General features: G+C 72.3%; 22 protein-coding genes. 9 read left to right on the top strand and 13 right to left on the bottom strand.

Annotated features, from left to right (window positions below; translation table 11 throughout):
* Positions 1-186 precede the first annotated feature (186 nt).
* Entirely contained in the window at positions 187-1,146 is a 960-nt protein-coding gene (locus ACQP2P_RS16790; RefSeq protein ID WP_433617108.1) for a ketopantoate reductase family protein, read from the bottom strand.
* 165 nt (positions 1,147-1,311) lie between these two features.
* On the opposite strand from ACQP2P_RS16790, the gene ACQP2P_RS16785 reads away from it, so the two are divergent.
* Complete coding sequence (locus ACQP2P_RS16785) at positions 1,312-1,698, top strand: hypothetical protein (protein WP_433617106.1); 387 nt, start codon at positions 1,312-1,314, stop codon at positions 1,696-1,698.
* A gap of 169 nt (positions 1,699-1,867) precedes the next feature.
* On the opposite strand, the gene ACQP2P_RS16780 is transcribed toward ACQP2P_RS16785, so the two are convergent.
* Positions 1,868-2,806 (bottom strand): M56 family metallopeptidase, encoded by a 939-nt coding sequence (locus ACQP2P_RS16780; RefSeq protein ID WP_433617105.1) that lies wholly within the window; start codon positions 2,804-2,806, stop codon positions 1,868-1,870.
* Positions 2,803-3,174, bottom strand: coding sequence for a BlaI/MecI/CopY family transcriptional regulator (locus ACQP2P_RS16775; RefSeq protein ID WP_433617103.1), 372 nt, complete (start codon positions 3,172-3,174; stop codon positions 2,803-2,805). Before ACQP2P_RS16775 ends, ACQP2P_RS16780 begins: the two co-directional genes overlap by 4 nt.
* 132 nt (positions 3,175-3,306) lie before the next feature.
* Here ACQP2P_RS16775 and ACQP2P_RS16770 point away from each other — a divergent pair, with 132 nt between their 5' ends.
* Positions 3,307-4,521, top strand: coding sequence for a pyridoxal phosphate-dependent aminotransferase (locus ACQP2P_RS16770; protein WP_433617101.1), 1,215 nt, complete (start codon positions 3,307-3,309; stop codon positions 4,519-4,521).
* Between the two features lie 125 nt (positions 4,522-4,646).
* Here ACQP2P_RS16770 and ACQP2P_RS16765 read toward each other — a convergent pair whose 3' ends face one another.
* On the bottom strand, positions 4,647-5,528 hold the full coding sequence (locus ACQP2P_RS16765; RefSeq protein WP_433617099.1) for a PAC2 family protein: 882 nt from the start codon (positions 5,526-5,528) through the stop codon (positions 4,647-4,649).
* A gap of 147 nt (positions 5,529-5,675) precedes the next feature.
* On the opposite strand from ACQP2P_RS16765, the gene ACQP2P_RS16760 reads away from it, so the two are divergent.
* The 3 genes from ACQP2P_RS16760 (at position 5,676) to ACQP2P_RS16750 (ending at position 11,753) form a co-directional block, all read left to right on the top strand.
* Positions 5,676-7,307 carry a hypothetical protein gene (locus ACQP2P_RS16760; RefSeq protein ID WP_433617097.1) on the top strand — a complete coding sequence of 544 codons (1,632 nt, stop codon included), beginning with the start codon at positions 5,676-5,678 and terminating at the stop codon, positions 7,305-7,307.
* Positions 7,308-7,317: 10 nt separating this feature from the next.
* On the top strand, positions 7,318-10,830 hold the full coding sequence (gene metH / locus ACQP2P_RS16755; protein ID WP_433617095.1) for a methionine synthase: 3,513 nt from the start codon (positions 7,318-7,320) through the stop codon (positions 10,828-10,830).
* 128 nt (positions 10,831-10,958) lie between these two features.
* Positions 10,959-11,753 (top strand): GntR family transcriptional regulator, encoded by a 795-nt coding sequence (locus tag ACQP2P_RS16750; protein ID WP_433617093.1) that lies wholly within the window; start codon positions 10,959-10,961, stop codon positions 11,751-11,753.
* A gap of 68 nt (positions 11,754-11,821) precedes the next feature.
* On the opposite strand, the gene ACQP2P_RS16745 is transcribed toward ACQP2P_RS16750, so the two are convergent.
* From ACQP2P_RS16745 to ACQP2P_RS16730, 4 genes are all read right to left on the bottom strand, one after another.
* Positions 11,822-12,418, bottom strand: a complete 597-nt coding sequence (locus ACQP2P_RS16745; protein ID WP_433617091.1) for a YdeI/OmpD-associated family protein — start codon at positions 12,416-12,418, stop codon at positions 11,822-11,824.
* A 55-nt stretch (positions 12,419-12,473) separates the two neighbouring features.
* Positions 12,474-14,132 (bottom strand): monocarboxylate uptake permease MctP, encoded by a 1,659-nt coding sequence (gene mctP, locus ACQP2P_RS16740; protein WP_433617089.1) that lies wholly within the window; start codon positions 14,130-14,132, stop codon positions 12,474-12,476.
* Between the two features lie 6 nt (positions 14,133-14,138).
* Positions 14,139-14,357 carry a DUF3311 domain-containing protein gene (locus ACQP2P_RS16735; protein WP_433617087.1) on the bottom strand — a complete coding sequence of 73 codons (219 nt, stop codon included), beginning with the start codon at positions 14,355-14,357 and terminating at the stop codon, positions 14,139-14,141.
* A gap of 129 nt (positions 14,358-14,486) precedes the next feature.
* Positions 14,487-15,401: a threonine ammonia-lyase gene (locus ACQP2P_RS16730; protein ID WP_433617085.1), complete on the bottom strand. Its 915-nt coding sequence runs from the start codon at positions 15,399-15,401 to the stop codon at positions 14,487-14,489.
* Positions 15,402-15,475: 74 nt separating this feature from the next.
* Between ACQP2P_RS16730 and ACQP2P_RS16725 the strand changes: the two genes are divergently transcribed.
* Positions 15,476-15,985 carry a LysR family transcriptional regulator gene (locus ACQP2P_RS16725; RefSeq protein WP_433617083.1) on the top strand — a complete coding sequence of 170 codons (510 nt, stop codon included), beginning with the start codon at positions 15,476-15,478 and terminating at the stop codon, positions 15,983-15,985.
* A complete protein-coding gene (locus ACQP2P_RS16720) occupies positions 15,982-16,362 on the top strand; it encodes a LysR substrate-binding domain-containing protein (protein ID WP_433617081.1) in 381 nt (126 codons plus the stop codon). The genes ACQP2P_RS16725 and ACQP2P_RS16720 overlap by 4 nt, the downstream gene beginning before the upstream one ends.
* An 84-nt stretch (positions 16,363-16,446) precedes the next feature.
* Here the strand turns inward: ACQP2P_RS16720 and mshC are convergent, their stop codons facing one another.
* Complete coding sequence (gene mshC, locus ACQP2P_RS16715; RefSeq protein WP_433617079.1) at positions 16,447-17,697, bottom strand: cysteine--1-D-myo-inosityl 2-amino-2-deoxy-alpha-D-glucopyranoside ligase; 1,251 nt, start codon at positions 17,695-17,697, stop codon at positions 16,447-16,449.
* Positions 17,698-17,795: 98 nt separating this feature from the next.
* Here mshC and ACQP2P_RS16710 point away from each other — a divergent pair, with 98 nt between their 5' ends.
* Both ACQP2P_RS16710 and ACQP2P_RS16705 read left to right on the top strand, forming a co-directional pair.
* Positions 17,796-18,590 carry a MerR family transcriptional regulator gene (locus ACQP2P_RS16710; RefSeq protein WP_433617077.1) on the top strand — a complete coding sequence of 265 codons (795 nt, stop codon included), beginning with the start codon at positions 17,796-17,798 and terminating at the stop codon, positions 18,588-18,590.
* Between the two features lie 270 nt (positions 18,591-18,860).
* Positions 18,861-19,214, top strand: a complete 354-nt coding sequence (locus tag ACQP2P_RS16705; RefSeq protein WP_433617075.1) for a VOC family protein — start codon at positions 18,861-18,863, stop codon at positions 19,212-19,214.
* Between the two features lie 74 nt (positions 19,215-19,288).
* Here ACQP2P_RS16705 and ACQP2P_RS16700 read toward each other — a convergent pair whose 3' ends face one another.
* From ACQP2P_RS16700 to ACQP2P_RS16685, 4 genes are all read right to left on the bottom strand, one after another.
* Complete coding sequence (locus tag ACQP2P_RS16700; protein ID WP_433619154.1) at positions 19,289-20,020, bottom strand: SCO1664 family protein; 732 nt, start codon at positions 20,018-20,020, stop codon at positions 19,289-19,291.
* 77 nt (positions 20,021-20,097) lie between these two features.
* Complete coding sequence (locus tag ACQP2P_RS16695; RefSeq protein WP_433617073.1) at positions 20,098-20,661, bottom strand: DUF3090 domain-containing protein; 564 nt, start codon at positions 20,659-20,661, stop codon at positions 20,098-20,100.
* Between the two features lie 140 nt (positions 20,662-20,801).
* Positions 20,802-21,506 (bottom strand): MSMEG_4193 family putative phosphomutase, encoded by a 705-nt coding sequence (locus ACQP2P_RS16690; RefSeq protein ID WP_433076539.1) that lies wholly within the window; start codon positions 21,504-21,506, stop codon positions 20,802-20,804.
* On the bottom strand, positions 21,503-22,552 hold the full coding sequence (locus ACQP2P_RS16685; RefSeq protein ID WP_433617070.1) for an LLM class F420-dependent oxidoreductase: 1,050 nt from the start codon (positions 22,550-22,552) through the stop codon (positions 21,503-21,505). Before ACQP2P_RS16685 ends, ACQP2P_RS16690 begins: the two co-directional genes overlap by 4 nt.
* Between the last annotated feature and the right edge of the window lie 25 nt (positions 22,553-22,577).

Here is a 22,577-nt window from a genome sequence, read left to right as displayed (position 1 = left end):
ACGCGGGACGTGGCGTGCGGCGCCGGAGCGCGTGCGCGGTCAAGGCCGACACGCCGCAGAACGCGGGACGTGGGGTGCGGCGCCGGAGCGCGTGCGGGGTCGAGCCGGACACGCCGCAGAGCGACGTGCCAGGTCAGTGAGGCTCGTGGGCGTGAGGTGCGGCCCGCTCGGTGGTGGGCGGCCCGGTCAGGAGCTTCGGATGGCGGCCAGGAGCTGTGCGGGGGTCAGGGAGCCGGGGGCCTTGCCGGTGCGCGCCGCGTCCACCACCAGGCGGCGGGCCGTCTCGTTGGCCGGGGCCGGGACGCCGTGCAGGCGGCCCAGGAGGACGATCTCGCCGTTGAGGTAGTCGGCCTCGACCGTGCCCGTGCGCCGGGTCAGGCTCTGCCACGTCGAGCCGCCGCCGCGCACGCTGCCCGCCACCGGGACCAGCTGGAGGATGTCGCCGCGCCGGGCCTTGTCCTCCTCCAGGGTGGCGAAGTCGATGCCCGCGGCCTGCAGGACCGTCTCGCCCTCGGCGCGCAGGATCGCGGCGGGTTCGTCGGCGCCTTCGGCCTGGCCGCACAGGGCCTCGACGGCGTTGCCCAGGTTCATCAGCAGTTTCGCGTACTTCTGGCGCATGATGTCCGGCCGCGGCTGGGACACGAAGCCGGCCTTCGTCAGGTGGGCGGCGATCTCCCGGCCGGTGTCGTCGACGCCGCCCGGGAAGCGGCCGATGTCGAGGATGCCGGGGACCGGGGCGCACTGGGCCACGACGACGCCGGGCTCGAGGTGGGCCGACGGGAGCATGACGCAGATGGCGTACACGTCGGGGAACAGGCGCAGCGCCGCGCGCTCGTTGGCCACGCCGTTCTGCAGGCACACGACGGGCACGTCGCGCGGGAGCTGCTCCAGGACCGCCTGGGTGTCGTTGCTCTTCACGGCCAGGACCGCCACGTCGCCGGGTTGCCAGTCGACCTCGGCCGGGGTGGCGTGGGCCGGCAGGTGGTGTCTGGAGTCGCCGGCGGCCTCGCGCAGCAGCAGGCCGTCGCGGCGGATGGCGTCCAGGTGGGGGCCGCGGGCGACCAGCGCCACGGCCGCGCCCGAGCCGGCCAGCCGGCCCGCGACCACGCCGCCGACCGCACCCGCTCCGATGATCACGAATCGCACGCCCCCGACGGTACCCATGGAACCGGCCGTCGCCACGTACGACCGTCCTTCGTAGTGGTCAGCCCGGCTGGCACGAATGGGGGACTCCTCCTACGAGATTGGCTAGTAGTGTTCCTCGCATCTGATCCACCCCCTTTCCGCTAGAGCACCGAGAGGAATATGACGATGAGCGAGTACGGCGACTTCTCCATGGGCCAGGAGTCCAGCGAGCTGGAGCAGATGCACCAGGCCTCCGGCGGCGAGCAGGACTTCCAGTCGCAGTTCGGGGTGTTCGAGGCCGAGCACGAGGCGGCCGAGTCGACCGACTTCGAGACCGGCCGGCACGTCGAGTTCGAGGGCGCGGACGGCAGCCGCTACGAGTCGACCGACTTCACGAACTACTCGCACGACACCGAGGAGTCGGACCACGTCTTCGCCGCCGAGGGTAGCGAGTCGATGCACAGCGCCCAGTTCTCCGAGTTCGACGCGCTGCGCGCGCAGCTCGGCAGCAGCTTCGCGCAGGGCACGCAGATCAGCACCGGCGGCGACGGGTTCTCGATCGCCGGAAACTGACGACCCGTCGCGCCGCGCGGGCGCCGTGCCGCATCAGCCCCGGCCGGCGCCCGCGCGGCGCCGCGCGACGGCCAGGAGCGGTGGCGGTCCGTTCTTGCCACCGCGGAGGCCGGGATTCCTGGCGGGAGCGACGGTCCGCAGGTGACGCGGGCCCGAGCCATGAGCTTTTCTACAACGCCAGGAGCGTGCGCTCCAGGATCGCCAGCACCGGCGGGGCGGTCAGGGTCACACCACAGAGCGTGACAATGGCGGCGCGCGGGAGTGGGCGCAGGGGGCGGGGCGGGTCCAGGAGGCGGTGCATCCGCTCCAGGGCGTCGCCGCCGTGCAGGGGCAGGCCGGGCGCCGGCCCCGCCGAGCCGGCCATCGCGGCCAGGGCCCGGGCCAGGTCCACGCGCCGGGCGCTGCGCGCCGCGGTGTCGTCCGCGCACAGCTCGACCAGGCGGTCGACCTGCCGCGCGCCGAGGCGGAAGCAGGGCGCCCACGGGAACGCCTGGGCCAGCATCCGCATCCAGCGGGTCGCCTCGAAGTGGCGGCCCTCGTGGTGGCCGCGCTCGTGGGCGAGCACCGCCGACAGCTCCGGCGCGGCCAGGCGGTCCACGGCGGCCGACGTGATGACGATGTCGGCGGCGCGGCCGGGCAGCCGCGGGCCGGGCACCAGGTACGCGGCCGGCTCGGGGTGCGTCACCACGGTCGCGCCCGGCACCTGCCGGCCGGTCCCCGCGGCCCGCACGAGCAGCCGCAGCCGGCTGCGCAGCGTGCGATGGGTGGCGTACAGCCGCCCGGCGCTGAGCGCCAGCCGCGCCCCGAGCGCCAGCAGCACCACGAGCCCGGCGAACGCGATGGCCCGCGCCCGGTGGTGGTCGTGGCGGCCCAGCAGCGCGTCGAGGCACATGTGCCAGGCCCCGGCGGCGAAGTCGTGCGCGCAGTCCCAGTAGAGCAGCAGCGTCAGCGCGGCCAGCAGGGCCGAGGCGAGGATCGCGGCGCTCAGCACCAGCCAGGCCGCGACGCCCAGCCGCGGCGAGCGGCTCACCCACGCGGCCGCGGCCAGCCGCGGGGCGCCGAGCGTGGCCAGCGCCAGCGCGAACCCGACCAGCAGCAGCGGGCTCATCGCCCGGCGATCTTGCGTTCGTAGGTGCTCAGCGCCGCACGCAGGGCCGCGGCCTCGTCGAGGGTCATCCGGCCGACGAAGTGCGTGAGGGCCTCGAGGCGGTCGCCGCTGTCGACAAGGACCTCGTGCATGGTCCGGGCCACGTACTGGTCGCGGGTCAGGGCCGGGCTGTAGCGGTAGGCGCGGCCGTCGGGCTCGCGGGTCAGCCAGCCCTTGCGGAAGAGGGTGTCGAGCACCGTCATCACCGTCGTGTACGCGAGCTCGCGGTGCCAGGTCAGCTCCGTCATCGCCTCCCGGACGGTGGTCGGCCGCTCACGCTGCCACAGCAGCTCCATGAGCGCCGCTTCCAAGTCCCCGAACCCCTGCACCGCAGCCCCTCCCCTGGCCCGCCCAACTATGGCGAATCGTACCCACGGGCCGCCCGTGCGGAAGTCGGCCGCGGGGCCACATCCTGGGAAGTGGCTACCGGCGCGGTTGCCGGCGAGCCGTAGGGTGCCTGCATGCAGGTGACTCAGTCCGCGAAGCTGGCCAACGTCTGTTACGACATCCGCGGGCCGGTCATGGCCGCCGCCAAGCGCATGGAGGCCGACGGCCACCACATCCTCAAACTCAACATCGGCAACCCGGCGCCGTTCGGCTTCGAGGCGCCCGAGGAGATCCTGCAGGACGTGATCCTCAACCTGCCGGCCGCGCACGGCTACGGGGACTCCAAGGGGCTGTTGTCGGCCCGGCGGGCCGTGGTGCAGTACTACCAGCAGAAGGACGTCACCGGCGTCGACATCGAGGACGTGTACCTGGGCAACGGCGTCTCCGAGCTCATCGTCATGTCGCTGCAGGCGCTGCTCGACAACGGCGACGAGGTGCTCATCCCCTCCCCCGACTACCCGCTGTGGACGGCGTCGGTGTCGCTGTGCGGCGGCCGGCCCGTGCACTACGTGTGCGACGAGTCCAACGACTGGATGCCCGACGTCGAGGACATCGCGGCGAAGGTGACCCCGCGCACCAAGGCGATCGTGGTCATCAACCCGAACAACCCGACCGGCGCGGTCTACAACCGGCAGATGCTGGAGCGCATCGCCGAGGTGGCCCGGCGCCACGACCTGATCGTGTTCTCCGACGAGATCTACGACAAGATCCTCTTCGACGGCGCCGAGCACGTCTCGACCGCGGCCGTCGCGCCGGACCTGCTCACGATCACGTTCAACGGGCTGTCCAAGGCGTACCGGGTGGCCGGCTTCCGCACCGGCTGGATGGTCCTGGCCGGGCCGAAGGCGCACGCGACGAGCTACATCGAGGGCCTCGACATACTGGCCAACATGCGGCTGTGCCCGAACGTGCCGACCCAGCACGCGGTGCAGACGGCCCTGGGCGGCTACCAGTCGATCAACGACCTGGTGCTGCCCGGCGGGCGGCTGCTGGCGCAGCGCGACATCGCCTGGAAGATGCTCAACGACATCCCGGGCGTGTCGTGCGTGAAGCCGCAGGGGGCGCTCTACATGTTCCCGCGCATCGACCCCGAGGTGCACCCGATCAAGGACGACCTGCGCTTCGCCCTGGACTTCCTGAAGGCGGAGAAGGTGCTGGTCGTGCAGGGCACCGGGTTCAACTGGCACCACCCGGACCACTTCCGCATCGTGACGCTGCCGCGGGTGGCCGACCTCGAGGACGCGGTGACGCGGCTCGGGCGGTTCCTGAGCACCTACGTGCAGGACTGACGCGGCGCATCCGGGCGCTGCGGCGCCCGGATGCCGCACGTTGCCGACACCACGCCCGGCGCGGGACAAGTCGGAAAAGCCGGCCGGTTCGGCCGCGAACCGGCCGGCATGTCGTCCGGAACGCTCTACCAGGCCCCGGTCGCCGACGGGCCGGCCTGGCCGCCCCGGCGTCGCAGGTATTTCTCGAACTCGTGCGCGATCTCGTCGCCGGACAGCGGCTGCAGCCCCGCGTCGCCGGAGCGCTCCTCCAGCTCCCGGACGTATTCGGCGAGCTCCGCGTCCTGCTCCGCGGCCTGCTTGAGCCGCTCCTCCCACTCCGCGGACTCCTTGGCCAGGTCGCCGGTCGGCACCGGCAGGTCCAGGATCTCCTCGAGGCGGTGCAGCAGCGCCAGGGTCGCCTTCGGGCACGGCGGGTTGTTCGCGTAGTGCGGCACGTGCACCCAGAACGACACGGCCTCGAGGTCGGCGCGCACGCTCGCGTCGTGCAGGACGCCCACGATGCCGGTCGGGCCCTCGTAGCGGGTCGGGATCAGGCCGAGGCGCTCGATCGTCTCGGCCGAGGCGCCGGACGGGGCCGAGCCGCTCACCGGCAGGGGCCGCGTGTACGGCACGTCGGCGAGCAGCGCCCCGAGCAGCACCACCCGGCTGACCTCGAGGGAGTGGCACACCTCGAGGATCTCGTCGCAGAAGGTCCGCCAGCGCATGCTCGGCTCGATGCCGCGGATCAGCACGATGTCGCGCTCGGCGTCGGGCGGGCTGGCCACCGAGAAGCGGGTGGTCGGCCACTCGATGCGCCGCGTCTCCCCGTCGGCCATCACGACCGTCGGCCGGTTGACCTGGAAGTCGTAGAAGTCCTCGGGGTCCAGCGAGGCGATGGTCTCGGCACTCCACTCCTGCTCGAGATGCTCGACCACGGCGGTCGACGCATCGGCGGCGTCGTTCCACCCTTCGAACGCGGCAATCGCGACAGGGGAGCGCAGCACGGGCAGGCCGTCGAACTCGGTCACGGGTCCCAGCCTACGTGGATGCCCGCGCAATGGCTTGTTGGCCGCGCTGGGGAACCCAGATGAGAGTGGATACCCACCGCGACCGGGCCCGGGTGAGATGTCACGCCCAGTAGCAGGCGACTCAAGATCTCTCGGTAGCATCCGGGAATGCCAAACGGTCGCAGGTCCTGGCTGCTCGCCTTCTCGGCGTTCTTCCTCGTCTTCGGTGCCTGGTGCTTCGCGGCCCCCTTCGACGGGCCGGCCGACGAGGTTCAGCACACCATCCGGGCCGCCGGGGTCGCCTCCTTCGACCCGGGGCAGATCTTCGCCCGGCCGGCGACCGTCCCGGACGCGTTCGAGAAGCCCGGCATGGGGGCCTACCAGCGCGTACCGGTCGGTATGGACGCCCACGCCGTGTGCTTCGGCTTCAAGCCCCACGTGTCGGCGGCCTGCGCCGAGGGGCTGCGGGGCGGCCCGATCGGCGAGGTCAGCACCAGCGCCGGGCGGTACAACCCGCTCTACTACTTCGCCGTCGGCGTGCCGCTGCGGCTGTGGCCGAACTGGGGCGGCCTGGTCGTCGCCCGGCTGATCAGCTCGGCGATCTGCGCGGCCCTGCTGGCCTCGGCGTTCGTGTCGCTGCTGCGCTGGTCGCGCTTCGGGCTGGCGGCGGCGACGCTGCTCGGCGTGGCCACCCCGATGCTGGCCCACCTGGCCGGCGGCGTGAACCCGAACTCGGTCGAGATCGCGGCCGGCATCGCGTTCTTCGCCGCGGGCATACCGCTGCTGCTGGAGCCGCCCGACCTGGCGAACAAGCGCTCGCTCGTCACGCTACTGGGCATCAGCGCGGTGCTCCTGCTGACCCTGCGCTCGGCCGGCCCCGCCTGGTTCGCCTTCGCCTTCTTCGCGCTCGCGGTGCCGGTGCGGTGGAAGTGGCTGCGGGAGTACTGGGGGCTGCTGCGCGTCAAGCTGTGGACCGGCGGCGTGATCCTCGCCGCGGTGCTGTCCGCCGCGTGGATCGTCGGCATGAAGACCGGCGAGCTCGTCCCGCCCCCGCCCGGGCTGTACTCGTACAAGACCGGCGAGGCCATCGCGATCTACGCGAACAGCTGGTGGGTGTACATCGAGGGCATGATCGGCGTCGCGGGCTGGTTCGACGTGCTCATGTGGGCGCCGTTCTACGTGGTCTGGGCGCTGCTCGTGGGCGGGCTGGTCTTCCTCGGCGGGATCTTCGGGGACTGGACGACGCGGTGGCGGTACCTCGTCATCCTCCTCGGCGGCGTCGCGCTGCCCGGCATGCTCCAGGTGAGCCAGGCCAACATGACCGGTTTCATCATCAACGGGCGGTACATGCTGCCCCTGCTCGCCGGCCTGCCCCTGCTCGCCGCGTGGACGCTCGAGCGGCGGCTGTTCGACGCCGGGCAGTCCCGCACCCTGACCCGCACGATGATCATCTTCCTGCTGCCGATCCACTTCGTGCTGCTCGTCTGGGCGATGGTGCGCTGGCAGCGCGGCCTGCCCAACAACGCCGGCGTCGGCTGGTTCAACCCCCTCGCCGGCAAGTGGCACCCGCCGACCGGCTCGATCACCCCGCTGCTGATCATGGGCGTGGCGCTGCTCTTCCTCGCCGTGGTGTTCTGGCGCGTCCCCCACGAGGAGGCGCCGGCCGCCCAGCCGGCCCCGAAAAGTGATGCAGGCGGTGACCTCCTGACGACGGAAGTTCCCACCCAGCGGGAGATCGGTACCGATACGTGGCGGGAATCGCGTCTGCCCGGGGCGGATTCGACGCCGGGCGCCCGATAGCCTCTGGGGTATGCCGGATCTGCTGAAGACCCTCGCTGAGCGCGTGCTCCTCGCCGACGGCGCGATGGGCACCATGCTCCAGGCGGCCGAGCTCACCCTCGACGACTTCGAGGGCCACGAGGGCTGCAACGAGGTGCTCAACGTGACCCGCCCCGACGTCGTGCGGCAGGTCCATGAGGAGTACTTCGCGGCCGGGTCCGACGCCGTCGAAACCAACACGTTCGGGGCAAACCTGGCCAACCTCGGCGAATACGGCATCGAGTCGCGCATCCGCGAGCTGTCCCAGGCCGGCGCCCGCCTCGCCCGCGACGCCGCCGACGCCCACAGCACCCCCGAGCGGCCCCGGTTCGTGCTCGGCTCGATCGGCCCCGGCACCAAGCTGCCCACGCTCGGCCACGCCCCCTTCGCCGCCCTGCGCGACGCGTACTTCGACAACGCCGCCGGGCTCATCGAGGGCGGCGCCGACGCGCTGATCATCGAAACCTGCCAGGACCTGCTGCAGACGAAGGCGGCGATCATCGGCGCCCAGCGGGCCTTCGAGTCCACCGGGCTCACCGTGCCGATCATCTGCCACGTCACCGTCGAGACGACCGGCACCATGCTGCTGGGCTCGGAGATCGGCGCCGCGCTCACCGCCCTCGAGCCGCTCGGCATCGACCTCATCGGCCTCAACTGCGCCACCGGTCCCGCGGAGATGAGCGAGCACCTGCGCTACCTCGCCCAGCACGCCCGCATCCCCGTGTCGGTCATGCCGAACGCCGGCCTGCCCCAGCTGACCGCGAACGGCGCCTACTACCCGCTCACCCCGGACGAGCTCGCCGAGGCGCTGCAGCGCTTCGTGCTCGACTACGGCGCCGGGCTCGTCGGCGGCTGCTGCGGCACGACCCCCGCCCACATCAACGCCGTCGCGAACCGGCTCGGCGCCCAGCATCCGGTCGCCCGCCGCCCGCAGATCGAGCCGGGCATCGCCAGCATCTACCACCACGTCCCGTTCCACCAGGACGCCAGCGTGCTCATGGTCGGCGAGCGGACCAACGCCAACGGCTCCAAGGCGTTCCGCGAGGCGATGCTCGCCGCCGACTACCAGACCTGCGTCGAGATCGCCCGCCAGCAGGCCCGCGACGGCTCCCACATGCTCGACCTCAACGTCGACTACGTCGGCCGCGACGGCGCCCAGGACATGCGCGAGCTCGCCGGCCGCTTCGCCACCGCCTCCACCCTGCCGATCATGCTCGACTCGACCGAGCCCGAGGTCATCGCGGCCGGCCTGGAGATGCTCGGCGGCCGCTGCATCGTCAACTCCGTCAACTTCGAGGACGGCGACGGCCCCGGCTCCCGCTACGCCCGGATGATGCCCCTGGTCAAGGAGCACGGCGCCGCCGTCGTCGCGCTCACCATCGACGAGGAGGGCCAGGCCCGCACCGCCGAGTGGAAGGTCCGCGTCGCCGCCCGGCTCATCGACGACCTCACCACGACGTGGGGCATGCACGTCTCCGACATCCTCGTCGACTGCCTGACCTTCCCGATCACCACGGGCCAGGAAGAGGTCCGCCGCGACGGCATCGAGACGATCGAGGCGATCCGGGAGATCGCCCGGCTGTACCCCGGGATCAACTTCACCCTGGGCATCTCCAACGTCTCGTTCGGCATCAACCCGGCCGCGCGCCAGGTGCTCAACTCCGTCTTCCTGCACGAGTGCCAGGAGGCCGGCCTCACCAGCGCCATCGTGCACGCGTCGAAGATCCTGCCGATGAGCCGCATCCCCGACGAGCAGCGCGAGGTCGCCCTCGACCTCGTCTACGACCGCCGCCGCGAGGGCTACGACCCGCTGCAGCGCTTCATCGAGCTCTTCGAGGGCGTCGACGTCGCCTCGGCCAAGGCCTCCCGCGCCGAGGAGCTCGCCGCCCTGCCCCTGCAGGAGCGGCTCAAGCGGCGGATCATCGACGGCGAGCGCAACGGCCTCGAGGCCGACCTCGACGAGGCGCTCACCGGCCTGAGCGCGCTCGCCATCATCAACGACGTCCTCCTCGACGGCATGAAGACCGTCGGCGAGCTCTTCGGCTCCGGGCAGATGCAGCTGCCGTTCGTGCTGCAGTCCGCCGAGGTGATGAAGACCGCCGTCGCCTACCTCGAACCGCACATGGAGAAGTCCGACGACGACGCCGGCAAGGGCCGCATCGTGCTGGCCACCGTCAAGGGCGACGTGCACGACATCGGCAAGAACCTCGTCGACATCATCCTGTCCAACAACGGGTACGAGGTCGTCAACATCGGCATCAAGCAGCCGATCTCCGCGATCATCGAGGCCGCCGAGGAGAAGCAGGCCGACGCCATCGGCATGTCCGGCCTCCTCGTCAAGTCCACGGTGATCATGAAGGAGAACCTGGAGGAGATGAACGCCCGCGGCGTCGCCGAACGCTGGCCGGTGCTGCTCGGCGGGGCCGCCCTCACCCGCGCCTACGTCGAGGACGACCTGCGCGCCCTCTACCACGGCGACGTGCACTACGCCCGCGACGCCTTCGAGGGCCTCGCCCTCATGGACCGGGTCATGACCGCCAAGCGCGGCGGCGCGCCCGTCATCGACCCCGAGCGCGAGGCCGCCCTGGCCGCCCGCCGGGAGCGCCGCGCCCGCACCGTCGAGGTCCGCGAGGACCTGCCGGCGCTGGACGACGCCTCGGTGAAGTCCGACATCGACTACACCGCCCCGGTGCCGGTCGCCCCGTTCTACGGCACCCGGGTCGTCAAGGGCATCCCCCTCGCCGACTACGCGGCCCTGCTCGACGAGCGGGCCACCTTCCTCGGCCAGTGGGGCCTGCGCGGCGCCCGCGGCGGCGCCGGCCCCTCCTACGAGGAGCTGGTCGAGACCGAGGGCCGCCCCCGGCTGCGGTACTGGATGGACCGCCTCGCCTCCGACCGGGTCCTCGAGGCCGCGGTCGTCTACGGGTACTTCCCCTGCTACTCCGAGGGCAACGACCTCGTCGTGCTCGACGAGAACGGCCACAGCGAGCGGGCCCGGTTCTCCTTCCCGCGCCAGCGCCGCGACCGCCGCCTGTGCATCGCCGACTTCTTCAAGCCCCGCGACGCCGGCGAGCTCGACGTCATCGGCATGCAGCTGGTCACCGTCGGCCAGCCGGTGTCGGACTACACCGCGAAGCTCTTCGCCGAGAACGCCTACCGCGACTACCTCGAGGTGCACGGCCTGTCGGTGCAGCTGACCGAGGCCCTGGCCGAGTACTGGCACAAGCGCGTGCGCGAGGAGCTCGTCCTGCCCGGCGGCCACCCGATGGCCGACGAGGACCCGAAGGACCTCGACGGGCTGCTGCGCACCGACTTCCGCGGCTGCCGGTACAGCTTCGGCTACCCGGCCTGCCCCGACCTGGAGGACCGCGCGAAGACGGTCGCCCTGCTGCGGCCGGACCGCATCGGGGTGTCGCTGTCGGAGGAGTTCCAGCTGGTGCCGGAGCAGGCCACCGACGCGATCATCGTGCACCACCCCGACGCGTCGTACTTCAACGCCAAGTAGCACCAGCTCATGGAGAAGCCGGCGCGCCCGGGCGCGCCGGCCTCTCCGCCGGCGACGGTTGCCGTTGCCGCGAGCCAGTTCCGGCGAACACGTTGCGCACGGCATCCTAGGAGGCTAGGTTGAGCCCTATGACCATCAATCCGGGCGCGGCGGAGTTCCCGCATCGGCAGATCGGGGCCCAGATCCGCGCGCAGATCCAGCGCGGCGACTGGGCGCCCGGCGAGCGACTGCCGTCGATCCCGGCGCTGGCCGCGCAGTACGGGGTCGCCAAGCAGACCGTCCAGCGCACGATCGACCAGCTGCGCATCGAGGGCCTGGTGATCACCCGGCCGGGCTCGGGCACGTTCGTGCGCGGGACGAAGCGGCGCATGAACCGGCTCTCCCGCGGGCGGTACGGGTCGCAGCGCGGCTACCACGCGGAGCTCGCGGCCCGGTACCGGCAGCACCTCATGATCGTCGCGCAGATGCCGGCGCCCGCGGAGGTCGCGGAGGCGTTCGGGCTCGACGCCGGGGCGCCGCTGCTCGTGCGGCGGCATCTCGTGCGGACCGGGGACTCCCCCGTCGAGGTCGGGGCGTCCTGGTTCCGGCCGAACGACGTGCGCGGGACGTCGATCGAGCGGCCCGACGTGTTCGACCGGCCGCTGTTCCAGGAGGTCGAGGAGGAGCTCGGCCGCCGCTACGCGAGCGCACGCGACCAGGTCAGTGCCCGGCTGCCGTCGCGGGAGGAGGCGGAGCTGCTGCAGATCCGGCCCGACACGCCGGTGCTGGTGCTGCTGCACGTGGCGTACGACGACGATCACAAGGTCATCGAGGTGGCTCAGGCGGCGTGGCCGGGGCCGATGACGCAGCTGACCGAGGAGTACCGCATCCCGGCCCCCCGCCCCGGCCTGCCCGACGACGAGCCCGGCCTGGCGCTGGGCTGACCACGAGTGCCGATCGGACGCGATTCGCCGTGCGCGCCGGGCGAGCCGGCCAAGGTGCTGCCGGCTCCCTAGACCGGCTTGGCCTTCTGGGGCTGGAAGGTCTCGTGGCGGGCCAGCATCGCCACGAACTCGGCGATCTTCCGCTCGCGGGTCTCGGCCCGCTTGACGGCGTTGAGGCGGTAGACGAGCGCGAACCGGTTCGCCTTGGTGAGCACGTCGAACATGGCCTGGGCGGCCGGCACCGCGGCGATCGCGGCCAGGAGATCGGCCGGCACCTCGGCCTGCGACGGCGGGGCGTATGCGGCCGCCCACCGCCCGTCGGCCTTGGCCGCGTCCACCGCCGCGCGCCCCGCCGGTCGCATCCGGCCCTGCTCCTCGAGCCGGGCCACGTGCGCGACGTTGCGCTGCGACCAGGAGCTGCGGGCGGTACGCGGCGTGAAGCGGATCCAGGAGTGCTGCTCGTCGCCCTTGCGCGCCTGCCCGTCGATCCAGCCGACGCACAGCGCCTCGTCCACCGCCTGCTGCCAGGTCAGCGTGGTGATCGTCCCGCCCTTGCGGGTCAGGGCCAGCCAGACCCCGGCCGACACCGCGTGGTGCTCGGCCAGCCACGCCCGCAACGCCTCGGCGTCGGCGACGATCAGCTCCTGCAGTTGCGCTCCCGGCATCCCTGCAGGCTAGCGGCGCCGGCCACGAAGCTGCGCGACCGGCGCCACACCTTCCTCAGGTGATCGGGTCCGGGGCGGCCGTCGCGGCCGGGGCCGGGGACGTCGGGGCGTCGGTGATGCGCGGGTCGCCCTCGTCGGCGAAGTAGTCGTCGCGGGTCGTGTCGTCGCCGCCGTCCGTCACCGACGAGGCGCGCAGGATCAGGGTCACGATCGCCGCCACGGCCAGGTTCACGACCACCGCGACGAAGCCGACGTAGATGGTCTTCTTGGTGTCGAAGCCCCACTCGCTCAGCGGGAAGGCCGAGCCCGCGAAGTGCCGGTGGGTGGTCGGGTTCACCACCTGGTAGAGCATCCACAGGCCCAGGCCCATGCCGGCGACCCAGCCCACGACCAGGGCGCCGCGGTGGAACCACCGGGTGAACAGGCCCAGGGCGACGGCCGGGAGGGTCTGCAGGATGATGACACCGCCGATGAGCTGCAGGTCGATCGAGAACTGCGGGTCGACGAAGACGACGAAGAGCAGGGCGCCGAACTTGACCAGCAGGCTCATCACCTTGGAGACCGTGGCCTCCTGGGCGGGCGTGGCGTCGCGCTTGAAGTACTCGCGATAGATGTTGCGCGTGAAGAGGTTCGCGGCGGCGATGGACATGATGGCCGCCGGGACCAGGGCGCCGATGCCGACGGCGGCGTAGGCGACGCCCGCGAACCAGTCGGGGAAGATCTTGTCGAACAGCAGCGGTACGACGGTGTTGTTGTCGTTGGTGCCGTTGGCGTTCTTCAGCGGGGTCACGCCCGCGGCGATGGCCGCGAAACCGAGCAGCGCGATGAGGCCGAGCAGGAAGCTGTACGCCGGCAGCGCCGACATGTTCCGCTTGATCACGTCGCGGTTCTTGCTGGCGAGCACGCCGGTGATGCTGTGCGGGTAGAGGAACAGGGCCAGCGCCGATCCGAGGGCCAGCGTGAAGTATTGGATCTGGTTGTCGCCGTTGAGCAGGATGCCGTCGGCGGGCGACGGCGTCTTGGCGAACTTCGCGTCCGCGGCGTCGAAGATCGCGCCCCAGCCGCCGAGCTTCGCGGGCAGGTAGAAGACCGCGACCAGGATGACGACGTAGATGAGGATGTCCTTCACGAACGCGATCAGTGCCGGGGCGCGCAGGCCGCTGGAGTACGTGTAGGCGGCCAGGATCGCGAAGGCGATGATGATCGGCAGGTGCCGGGCCAGGGTGCCGGACCCGGTGACGCCCATCGTCTTGAGCACCGACTCGATGCCGACGAGCTGCAGCGCGATGTACGGCATCGTCGCCACGATCCCGGTGATCGCGATGACCAGGGCGAGCGTCGGCGACTGGAACCGGGCCCGCACGAAGTCGGCCGGGGTGACGAACCCGTGCCGGTGCGACACCGACCACATCCGCGCGAGGACGAGGAACACGAGCGGGTAGATGATCACCGTGTACGGCACCGCGAAGAAGCCGGCCGCGCCCGAGGCGAACAGCAGGGCGGGCACGGCGACGAACGTGTAGGCGGTGTACAGATCGCCGCCGACCAGGAACCAGGTGACCCAGCCGCCGAAGCTGCGGCCGCCGAGACCCCACTCGTCGAGGTGGTTGAGCGTGTCGGGGCGGCGCCAGCGGGCCGCGACGAAGCCCATCGCGCTCACGGCGAGGAACAGCACGACGAAGATGACGATCTCGGTGACATGATCACGCCACATGGCCGCTCACCGCCGCTTCGTCATCTGGTAGACGAGCGTGGTCACGCCGACGCCCAGCAGGATGAAGGCGAGCTGGAGCCAGTAGAACCGGGGGAAGCCGAGGATCCGGGGTCCGTCGGCGTTGAACACGAAAGTCAGCAGCGGTACCACGATCGGGATGACCAGCAGCCAGTTCCACGGGCTGCGGTCACTCGCCGGGGCCTTCCGCTCTTCAGGACCGGTCACGGCAGACCTCTCCTTCGACGGGGGTGTCCGGACCTGGGCGGCAGGTCCGTAATGATCGACGTAACCTGATCCCCGCCGCTCGCCGAGGGCCCGCGGGCCACGAATCGGCGAACGGTACGAACGATGCGCCTAACGGGCAAGCTCCAATTCGGTGGCGTTGGCCCCCGTGACGACCACCCCGACGGCTGAGCCCATGAGCCCGCGATGCGCGAGCACCGCCGCGAGGGCGGCCGCGCCCGCGCCCTCGGCCTGGGTGCCGGCGAGCCGGGCGAGCAGCCGCCGGGCGTCGCCGATGGCCGCGTCGCCGAGCAGGACGAAGTCCGTGAGGTGCTCGCGGAGGATCGCCTGCGGGCCGGCGAAGCCCCGTCCGGTGGCCAGTCCGTCGATCTCGGTGAGGTTCGCGCGGTGCTGGCACGTGCCCGCCCGCCACGAGTCGTGCGCGGCGGGCGCGGCCTGGGACTGCACCGCGATCACCCGGCAGCCGGGCGCGAGCGCGGCGGCGACGAGGCAGGCGGCCGCGGCGCCGGTGCCCGAGCCGACGGGGACGACGAGCGTGTCGAGCTCGGGGTGGCGTTCGAGGAATTCGCAGTACAGCGTGGCGACCCCGGCGATGAGGGCCGGCTCGTCGCCGGGGCTGACCAGGCGGCCCGGCAGGCTCCCGGCGTGCGCCTCGGCCTCGCCCATGTTCGCGCCGTGCCGCACGACCGTCGCGCCCAGCGCCTCGACGGCCCGCACGCGCAGCTCGGCGGCGTGGGCGGGCATGACGATCGTGGCCCGGCGGCGGTACTCGCGCGCGGCGTAGGCGATCGCCCGGGCGTGGTTGCCGGTGGAGTAGGTGACGATCGGGTCGTCGCCGTCGAGGGTCGCGAGGAGGTTGAGGGCGCCGCGGACCTTGAAGGCGCCGGTGGGCTGGGTGTTCTCGTGCTTGACGACGACCCGGCGGCCGGCGGCCTCGTCCAGCAGCGGGTAGGACCAGGACGGGGTGGGCGGGAGGTGGCGGTTGACGATCTTCCGGGCCTCGAGCACGTCGCGCATCGTGAGCATGGGGCGAGCTTCCCGCGGTACGACATATTGGTCCAATGCTTGTTGGCTTGTTTTCTCATAGACATCATTGATGCGTGCTCGATGTGACGCGCCTGCGGGTGCTCGTGGCGGTGGCCCGGCACGGGTCGGTGACGGCGGCGGCCGAGGCGCTGCACTATGCGCAACCGTCGGTGAGCCACCACCTCGCCCGGCTCGAAACGGAGACCGGTGTGCGGCTGCTGCAGCGGGCCGGCCGCGGGGTGCGGCTGACGCCGGCCGGGCGGCTGCTGGCCGAGCGGGGCGAGGAGATCCTGGGCCGTCTCGACGCCGCGGAGGCGGAGCTGGCCGAGCTCAGCGGCCTGCGGGCCGGGCGGGTCCGGCTGGCGGCGTTCCCGTCGGCGCTGGGGTCGTTCGTGCCGCGCGCGGCGGCCCGGTTCACGGCCGCGCATCCGGGCGTGGTGCTCGAGTTCGTGGAGGCGGAACCGCCCGCGGCCCTGGCCCTGCTGCGCACCGGGGAGGCCGACCTCGCCGTGGTGTTCGACTACGGCTCCGCCGACGGCGAGGTGCGGCTCACGCCACTGTTCACCGAGGGCTGCACCTGGTGACGCGGCCCGGCGCCGAGGGGCCGCTGGAGTCCTTCGCGCACGCACGGTGGATCGCGGGCTGCGCGCGGTGCCGGGAGAGTCTGGTGCGCCGGTGCGCGGCGGCCGGGTTCGCGCCGGACATCGCGTTCACGACCGACGACTACGTGGCGGTGCAGGCGCTGGTCGCGGCCGGGCTGGGCGTGACGATCCTGCCGTCGCTGGCGCTGCGGGCCCACCGGTCGGCGGCCGTGTCGACGGCACCGCTGGCGGGCGAGGGGCGGCGGGTGAGCGCCGCGGCGTACGGCGTTCCCCCGGACCCACCCGCGACCGCGCGCCTCCTGGAGTTCCTGGTCACAGCGGGTGACGAGGAGATGCGCAGCGTCACGCCCGACGCGTGAACGCATCTCGCGGGTCGTCTGCGGGCACGCCCGCGAAAGGTTGCGGCGGCCGGCCACCGTCCGACTGGTGGCCGGCGCCGCCGGCTAGAGGCGCACGCCCAGCAGGGCGTCGACCGCGGAGGCCATGATCGCCGGGGCTTCGCGGTCGTCGCCCGCGTCGGCAAGCGTCGCGTCGACCCAGGCGTCGACGGCGGCCAGGGCGCCGGGCGCGTCGAGGTCGTCGCCGAGGCGCTCGCGCAGCTGGGCGACGAGCTCCGCGCCCGACGGGCCGATGCCCGCCCGGGCCGCCTCCCGCCAGCGCGACAGGCGCTGCTGGCCGGCCTTGAGGACGTCGTCGGTCCACATGCGGTCGTTGCGGTAGTGGTCGGCGAGCAGGGCCAGGCGCACCGCCATCGGGTCGACGCCGTCGCCGCGCAGCCGGGACACGAAGACGAGGTTGCCCTGGCTCTTGGACATCTTCTCGCCGTCGAGGCCGATCATGCCCGCGTGCACGTAGTGGGTCGCGAACGGCGCCTTGCCGGAGAGGGCCTCGGCGTGGGCGGCGGAGCACTCGTGGTGCGGGAAGAGCAGGTCGTTGCCGCCGCCCTGCACGTCGATGGTGTCGCCGAGCAGGCTCTGGGCGATGACCGTGCACTCGATGTGCCAGCCGGGCCGGCCGGGGCCGAGCTCGCCGCCGTTCCAGGCCGGCTCGCCGTCGCGGGCGCCGCGCCACAGCAGCGGGTCGAGCGGGTCGCGCTTGCCGGGGCGCTGCGGGTCGCCGCCGCGCTCGGCCGCCAGGCGCAGCATCTCGGTGCGGGACAGGTTGGACTCGGAGCCGAAGCCGGGGGCCGTGGCGACGGAGAAGTACACGTCGCCGGTGCCGTCCTCGAGGGGGTAGGCGTGGCCGGAGGCGATGAGCGAGGCGACCTTGCGGGCGATCTGCGGGATGGACTCGACCGCGCCGACGTACCGCTTCGGCGGGATGATCCGCAGCGCCTCCATGTCCTCGCGGAACAGCGCCGTCTCGCGCATGGCGAGCACGATCCAGTCCTCGCCGTCGCGCTCGGCCCGCTCCAGCAGCGGGTCGTCGATGTCGGTGACGTTCTGGACGTAGTCGACCTCGTGCCCGGCGTCCCGCCACACCCGGTTGGCCAGGTCGAACGCGATCATCGTGGCCGCGTGCCCGAGGTGGGTGGCGTCGTAGGGGGTGATGCCGCAGACGTACATGGTCGCGGGGCGGCCGTCGAGCTCGACGGGGGCGATCTCCCGGCGCGCCGAGTCGAACAGGGCGAGCGGCGCGGCGTCGCCGGCGGGGCGGGGCAGCGTGGGCAGCGCCGGTGCGGTCCAGGAGTCCATGACCAACAGCGTATCCGGGGTCATGCTCGCCGAGGGATGTGACGATCGTTGCCCTTGCGCTTGCACTTCCCGTCGCTGGAAGGGGTTCACTGGTGCCCATGACGACGGGCGTCCCGATCGGGGAGTTCTCGCGGCTGAGTCATCTGCCCGCGAAGACGCTGCGGTACTACCACGACATCGGCCTGCTCGTGCCGGCCGAGGTCGACGGGGAGACCGGGCACCGGCGGTACCACCCGGGCCAGGTCGGCGACGCGCACCTCATCCGGCGGCTGCGCGGGCTGGACCTGCCGCTGGCCGAGATCCGCACGGTGCTCGCCGCGCCCGACGCCGGGGCCGGGACGCTGCGCCAGCACCTGGACCGCATGGAGGCGGAGCTGGCGCGGACCCGGGACGTGGTCGCCTCGCTGCGGCGGCTGCTGGACGCGTCGCCGCCGGTGACGGTGCTGTACCGCACCCACGCCCCGGCGCCCGTCCTGCGCGTCGCGGCCCGGGTCGCCCGCCCCGACGTGGGGACGTGGTGCGGGGCGGCGTTCGGGGAGCTGTTCGGGGTGCTCGCGCGGGCGGGCGCCGACCCGGCCGGCCCGGCGGGCGCCACCTACTCGCCCGAGTTCTTCGAGCAGGACGCCGGGCAGGTTTCCGCCTTCGTACCGGTTGTGCCCGGCGCCTTCGCCGGTGACCCGCGCCTGGGCACGCTGCCGGGGCGCCGGTATGCCGTGGCGGTGCACGCGGGGCCGTTCGGCGACTGTGACCTCACGTACGGGGCGCTGGGGGCGCACGTGGCGGTGCACGACACGGCGCTGGCGGAGGTGATCGTGGAGCAGTACCTGGTCGGGCCGCAGCACACGGACGACGAGGAGCGGTTCCGGACCGAGGTGTGCTGGCCGGTCGCCTGAAACGGCGGCTCGGGCGCCCGGAACCCGGGGCCGGTTCCGCCGGCAGCACCGGCCGCTCTCGACCGCCGACCGGCCGCACACCGACGGCCGGCTGGTCGTGTCCAGCACAGCGACCGGCCGGGCGCGACGCCGTAACACCGGACGAAAAGTCCGACACTCCGTGATCGGACTTTTCGGACTTATACCCCGTCAGGAGATAAATGCGATATGTCGTGGCGCGCCAGCGCCCGACATATCGGTCGCAACCGAACGAAGGAGCGCGCACCGCCCATGTCTCACCTCGAGCTCGCCAACATCACCGTCGACTGCACCGGCAGCGCCAAGGACCTGGCCGCCTTCTACGCCGGCCTCCTCGGCCGCGACCTGAACCCGGGCGCGTCCGAGTTCTTCGCCACCGCCGGCCACTCCCCCACGCTCATGTTCATCCGCGTCCCCGACCGCACCCCCGGCAAGAACAGCGTCCACCTCGACCTGCACACCGACGACCTCGCGGCCGGCGTCGAGCGGGCGGTGGCGCTCGGGGCCCGGCACGTGGGGGACTTCGACGAGTACGGCACGGCTTGGGCCACCCTCGCCGACCCCGAGGGCAACCTGTTCGACATCGGCCGCTCGCCGAAGGCCTGACTCGGGCATATACGAAAAATCCGATATGTCGGGCGCGCCAGCGCCCGACATATCGGTGCAGCACACGGGCAGGGCTAGATGGGCGGCCAGGGAATCGCGTGGCGGTCCTCGTCCGGCGACGGGAACGTGCGGGCCCGCAGCAGCGCGTCGATGCGCACCCAGATCATGGCCACCTCGGCCGGCGTCAGGTGCTCCGCGAACGTCTCGGCGAGGCCCGCGGAGTACTGCGCCCGCAGCTTCTCCAGCACCTCGATCCCCTCGTCCGGGATCGGCTCGCCGGCCCAGCCCCAGATGATCGTGCGCAGCTTGTCCTCGGTGTGGAAGCAGATGCCGTGGTCGACGCCGTGGACCTTGCCGTCCAGGGTGTCGATCACGTGGCCGCCCTTGCGGTCGGCGTTGTTCGCGACCGCGTCGAAGAGCGCGATGCGGGCCAGCCGCGGGTCGTCGGCGTGGGCGAGGACGAAGGGGCGGCCGCGCTCGTCGCGGGCCGACATGATCCGGCGCCAGTCCTTCGGGACCTTGTTCGCGGGCACGAACCCGAGGAGCAGGTCGTCGCTCTGCCGGTCCTCGTCGATCCAGAGCTGGCACATGCCCGGGCCGAGCGGGCCGTCGCGCAGCAGGGTCGGCGGGACGATGCCCCAGCCGGTCGCCTCGGAGAGCAGCCAGGCCGAGTACTCCCGGCCGGCGAGGGTGCCGTCGGGGAAGTCCCACAGCGGGCGCTCGCCGCTGACCGGCTTGTAGACGCACCGGGCCACGGTGTCACCCAGGGTGATGACGCAGCGCAGGGTGGCGTTGGAGGCGTCCATGAGCCGCCCCTCGAGCTCCAGCTCGCCGTGGCGCAGCAGCTCGAGCGCCTCGTCCTCGGGCAGGGCCGGCACGCCGGCTACCGGCGGTAGCCGTTGTGCCGCGGGCAGAGGTGCCCGCGGGCGTCGAGGGGCTGGCCGCACAGCGGGCACGGCGGGCGGCCGGAGGCGACGACGCGCTTGGCCCGCTCGATGAACGCCTTCGTGGCCGCCGGTGTCAGCCGGACCCGCAGGCGGTCCCGGTCGGCGGTGGCGAGCTCCTCCTCCTCGTCATCGCCGGGCTCCTCGGTCTCCTCGTCGCCGACCGCGATCGCCTCGATGATGACCGTGGCGCTGTCGACGTCGAACTGCAGGCCGAGGGTGCCGACGCGGAACTCCTCGTCCAGCGGGGTGTCGAGGGGCTCGTTGTCGGCGGTCTCCACGACCGATTCCGCGGCGAGGTCCACGCCGAAGCGGCGGTGGGCCTCCTGCAGCAGCTCCTCGAGCTTCTCGGCCAGCAGGGAGACCTGCACCTTCTCCAGGGCGACGCTGATCAGCCGGCCGCCGCCGCGGGCCTGCAGGAAGAAGGTCCGCTCCCCCGGCGCACCGACGGTGCCGGCAACGAACCGCTCCGGCGGCTCGAATGCATGCACGTGGTGGCTCATGCTGTCACCTCCGCTTCGCTCCGGCGCCAGCCTGAGCTGAATCAATGCGCATGATGAGCGGCCTCTCCGTCTCGCCGCGAACCGCTCATGGTGAGAACTCTATCCAGTCGTGGCGGCAACCGCCGCAGGCGGGCACAAGATCACACCGAACCGCCCGAACCGCCCCCGACCGCGGCATCCGAGGACGGCTCGCCCTCCGTCTTCTCCGGGGGCTGGAACCCGGACAGATCGCCGCCGGTGTCGTTGAGGCGCAGGACGAAGGAGCGCAGCGGGGTGTACCGGATGACGGTCACGGACGCGGGCTCGACCGCGAGGCGCTGGAACAGGTCCAGGTGCATGCCGAGCGCGTCGGCCGCGATCGCCTTGATGATGTCGCCGTGGCTGCAGGCCAGCCAGACGGCCTCCGGGCCGTGCGAGGCGGCTATGCGGGCGTCCCAGGAGCGGACCGCGGCGATCGCCCGGGCCGACATGGCGGCCATCGACTCCGCGTCGGGACCGGGGAAGACGGCGGCGGAGGGGTGGGCCTGCACCGTCGCCCACAGCGGCTCCTTGGCCAGCTCCTTGAGGGGGCGGCCGGTCCAGTCGCCGTACCGGCACTCGATGATGCCCTCGTCCTCGACGACGTCGGTCACGTCGGGCAGGGCGAGGGACAGGGTCTCGCGGCAGCGCGGCAGCGGGCTGCTGACGACGGCGGCGAGGGGGAGCTTGGCCGCGGCGAGGCGCTCGCCGACGGCGACGGCCTGGGCCCGGCCGACCTCGTCCAGCGCGACGGGCTGGTGCCCGGCGAGGACGCCGGTCGCGTTGGTCGTGGTCCGGCCGTGGCGCAGCAGCAGGACGGTGGTCACGAGCTCAGCCCCGCCCGCTCCCACGCCTCGGCGAGCTGGCGGATGACGCCGATGGAGTAGTCGGCGTCGCCGAACACGATCGTGGAGATCTCCGTCACCCCGGCCTCCTGATACGCCTGCAGCCGCTCCGCGACGCGCTCGACGGGCCCGAGCAGCGAGGTGCGGTCGATGAACTCCAACGGTACGGCGGCGGCCGCGTCCCGGTGGCGCTTGGCGAGATAGAGGTCCTGGATCTCCTTGGCCGCCTCGCCGTAGCCCATGCGGGTGGCGAGGGCGTTGTAGAAGTTCTGCTCCCGCGAGCCCATGCCGCCGACGTAGAGGGCCGCGTAGGGGCGCACGAGCTCGGCGCACATGGCGATGTCGTCGCCGAAGACCACCGGTACCGATGCCGCCACCTCGAAGCCGTCCATCGTCTTGCCGGCCTTGGCCCGGCCCGCGGCGATCGAGCCCAGCGACTCGCTCGCGTATTCCGGGGAGAAGAAGATGGCCAGCCAGCCGTCGGCGATCTCGCCGGTCAGCTCGAGGTTCTTGGGGCCGACGGCGGCGAGGTAGACCGGCACGTGGTCGCGGACGGGGTGCAGGATGAGCTTGAGCGCCTTGCCGGGGCCGTCGGGCAGCGGCAGCGTGTAGAACTCGCCGTCGTAGTCGACGAGCTTGCGGGTCAGGGCCAGGTTGACGATGTCGACGTATTCGCGGGTGCGCTTGAGCGGCTTGGCGAAGCGCACGCCGTGCCAGCCCTCGGAGACCTGGGGGCCCGACACGCCGAGACCGAGGCGGAACCGGCCGCCGGAGAGCTTGTCGATCGTGGCGGCGGTCATTGCCGTCATGGCCGGGGTGCGGGCCGGAATCTGGAAGACGGCGGAGCCCAGCTCGATCCGCTCGGTCTGCCCGGCGATCCACGCGAGCATGCTCGGCGCGTCGGAACCGTAGGCCTCCGCCACCCATACGCAGGAGAAACCGAGCCGGTCGGCCTCCTGGGCGATGGCCAGATGACCGGCCGGGTCGTTCCATGACGACAGGTAACCGAGGTTCAACGCAAGCCGCACAACTGCCTCCCGCAGGTCCCCCGTG

The organism is Dactylosporangium sp. CA-139114 (assembly GCF_050955725.1).
Taxonomy (GTDB): domain Bacteria; phylum Actinomycetota; class Actinomycetes; order Mycobacteriales; family Micromonosporaceae; genus Dactylosporangium.
The sequence above is the reverse complement of the archived record's forward strand: the minus strand, read 5'-3'. Positions and strand labels throughout refer to the sequence as shown.

What these genes read in the sequence shown, in the direction of transcription:
- ACQP2P_RS16785 (WP_433617106.1), top strand. Translation starts at nt 1,312, where the DNA reads ATGAGCGAGTACGGCGACTTCTCCATGGGCCAGGAGTCCAGCGAGCTG.
- ACQP2P_RS16780 (WP_433617105.1), bottom strand. Translation starts at nt 2,806, where the DNA reads ATGAGCCCGCTGCTGCTGGTCGGGTTCGCGCTGGCGCTGGCCACGCTC.
- ACQP2P_RS16770 (WP_433617101.1), top strand. Translation starts at nt 3,307, where the DNA reads ATGCAGGTGACTCAGTCCGCGAAGCTGGCCAACGTCTGTTACGACATC.
- ACQP2P_RS16760 (WP_433617097.1), top strand. Translation starts at nt 5,676, where the DNA reads ATGCCAAACGGTCGCAGGTCCTGGCTGCTCGCCTTCTCGGCGTTCTTC.
- metH (WP_433617095.1), top strand. Translation starts at nt 7,318, where the DNA reads ATGCCGGATCTGCTGAAGACCCTCGCTGAGCGCGTGCTCCTCGCCGAC.
- ACQP2P_RS16750 (WP_433617093.1), top strand. Translation starts at nt 10,959, where the DNA reads ATGACCATCAATCCGGGCGCGGCGGAGTTCCCGCATCGGCAGATCGGG.
- ACQP2P_RS16745 (WP_433617091.1), bottom strand. Translation starts at nt 12,418, where the DNA reads ATGCCGGGAGCGCAACTGCAGGAGCTGATCGTCGCCGACGCCGAGGCG.
- mctP (WP_433617089.1), bottom strand. Translation starts at nt 14,132, where the DNA reads ATGTGGCGTGATCATGTCACCGAGATCGTCATCTTCGTCGTGCTGTTC.
- ACQP2P_RS16730 (WP_433617085.1), bottom strand. Translation starts at nt 15,401, where the DNA reads ATGCTCACGATGCGCGACGTGCTCGAGGCCCGGAAGATCGTCAACCGC.
- mshC (WP_433617079.1), bottom strand. Translation starts at nt 17,697, where the DNA reads ATGGACTCCTGGACCGCACCGGCGCTGCCCACGCTGCCCCGCCCCGCC.
- ACQP2P_RS16710 (WP_433617077.1), top strand. Translation starts at nt 17,796, where the DNA reads ATGACGACGGGCGTCCCGATCGGGGAGTTCTCGCGGCTGAGTCATCTG.
- ACQP2P_RS16705 (WP_433617075.1), top strand. Translation starts at nt 18,861, where the DNA reads ATGTCTCACCTCGAGCTCGCCAACATCACCGTCGACTGCACCGGCAGC.
- ACQP2P_RS16700 (WP_433619154.1), bottom strand. Translation starts at nt 20,020, where the DNA reads ATGGACGCCTCCAACGCCACCCTGCGCTGCGTCATCACCCTGGGTGAC.
- ACQP2P_RS16695 (WP_433617073.1), bottom strand. Translation starts at nt 20,661, where the DNA reads ATGAGCCACCACGTGCATGCATTCGAGCCGCCGGAGCGGTTCGTTGCC.